Source organism: Actinocorallia lasiicapitis, assembly GCF_054778695.1.
Genome location: NZ_BAAGZI010000688.1, coordinates 1 through 1,558, shown reverse-complemented (window position 1 = coordinate 1,558; position 1,558 = coordinate 1). Strand labels below are relative to the sequence as shown.

At 72.7% G+C, this 1,558-nt stretch carries 3 protein-coding genes; 1 reads left to right on the top strand and 2 read right to left on the bottom strand.

Annotated features, from left to right (window positions below; genetic code table 11):
- A partial coding sequence (locus ACYVE7_RS33785) for an ATP-binding cassette domain-containing protein (protein WP_460370615.1) occupies positions 1 to 338 on the bottom strand: 338 nt, incomplete at its 3' end.
- A gap of 110 nt (positions 339 to 448) precedes the next feature.
- Here ACYVE7_RS33785 and ACYVE7_RS33780 point away from each other — a divergent pair.
- Positions 449 to 1,192: a TetR/AcrR family transcriptional regulator gene (locus ACYVE7_RS33780; protein ID WP_460370614.1), complete on the top strand. Its 744-nt coding sequence runs from the start codon at positions 449 to 451 to the stop codon at positions 1,190 to 1,192.
- Here the strand turns inward: ACYVE7_RS33780 and ACYVE7_RS33775 are convergent.
- Positions 1,189 to 1,558, bottom strand: a 370-nt coding sequence (locus tag ACYVE7_RS33775; protein WP_460370612.1) for an MFS transporter, incomplete at its 5' end; no start/stop codon positions are given. The two genes, ACYVE7_RS33780 and ACYVE7_RS33775, sit on opposite strands and share 4 nt — an antisense overlap.

Genomic DNA, 1,558 nt, shown 5'->3' with positions numbered 1-1,558 from the left:
CGCAGCCGGGCGGCGCGGGCGCCGAGATGGTGCAGCCGGGCGAACATGTCCAGGTTCTGCCGGCCCGACAGGACCTCGTCGACGGCGGCGTGCTGGCCGAGCAGCCCGATCGAGGCCCTGACCTTCGCGGGGTCGGCGGCGACGTCGTGTCCGGCCACGCGGGCGGTGCCGGAGTCGGGGCGCAGCAGGGTGGTCAGCACCCGGACGGCGGTGGTCTTCCCGGCCCCGTTGGGGCCCAGCAGCCCGTGGACGGTGCCGGTCTCGACGGTGAGGCTGAAGCCGTCCAGGGCGGGGACGCCTCCGAACGCCTTGGCGAGGTTCTCGGCGTGGATCTCCATCCGTCCTCCTGAGTTCAGTAGGGTGTACGGAGTTGTTCGGAAGGCTTAACCGTACGGCCTACGGAGTTAATTCCGTATGCCCTACGGAGAAGATGTGAGGTGGATCACACATGAGCGACCGCAAGCGGAGCGACCCAGGCCGCACCCTCGCCCTGCTCTGGGGGACGGCCCAGGCGCCGCCCGCCCGCGGTCCCAAGCCCAAGACCACGCTGGAGGAGGTCGTCGAGGCCGCCATCGAGATCGCCGACGCCGAAGGGCTCGACGCCCTGTCGATGCGGCGCGTCGCCGAACGGCTCGGCCTCGGCACGATGTCCGTCTACACCTATGTGCCGGGACGGACCGAGCTGCTGCATCTGATGTACGACCGCGCGGTGGGGCCGACGCCGCCGCTTCCCGAGGGCACTTCCTGGCGTCAGGCGCTGCACCTGTACGCGCGGATGGGACGCGACCTGGCCGTCGCCCACCCTTGGACCCTCCGGCTGTCGGGCCCTGGTCTGCTGCTGATGAGCCCCAACACCACCGCACGCTCCGACGCCGTCTACGCCGCGCTCGCCCCGCTCGGGCTGTCCGGCTCCGACTGCTACGCCATCGCCGCCTCGGTCGAGGGCTATGTGCGCGGCGTCAGCCAGTCCACGGCCGACCTCGACCTCGCCTTCACCGACCCCGCCGACTACGAGACCTGGTGGGCCGAGGCCACACCCCATCTGACCGAGCTGATCACCCGGGAGCGGTTCCCGCACCTGTACGCCATCTGGGAGACCGGCGCGTTCGACGCCCCCGTCGACCACGCCTTCGCCTACGGCCTGGACCGCCTGCTGGACGGCATCGAACGCGACCTGGACGCCCGGTCCTAGGCGCGGCCCTGCGCCCACACTCCGGCCGCGGCCAGTGCCACCAGCACCGGCACCACCAGGAACGCCTGGTGGCTGCCGAACCCGTCGGCCAGCGCGCCCAGCGCGAACGGCCCCGCGCCGACCCCCACTCCGGCGAAGAGCGACGCCCGCGCGCTCGCCGCGTCCGGACGCCCGCCCGACGCCCCGATCAGCAGCGCCACGCACATCGGGAAGTGCAGCGACACCCCCAGCCCCGACAGGACAAGCCCCAGATACCCCAGCAGGGGAGTGGTGGCCGACCAGAACAGCAGCCAGCCCGCCGCCGTCACCGCGAGCGTCGCCAGCAGCAGCGGCGCGGGCTGGTAGCGGAGCGCGAGCCGCGCCCCG

Coding starts and splice junctions, on each gene's coding strand:
- ACYVE7_RS33780 (WP_460370614.1), top strand. CDS start 449: ATGAGCGACCGCAAGCGGAGCGACCCAGGCCGCACCCTCGCCCTGCTC.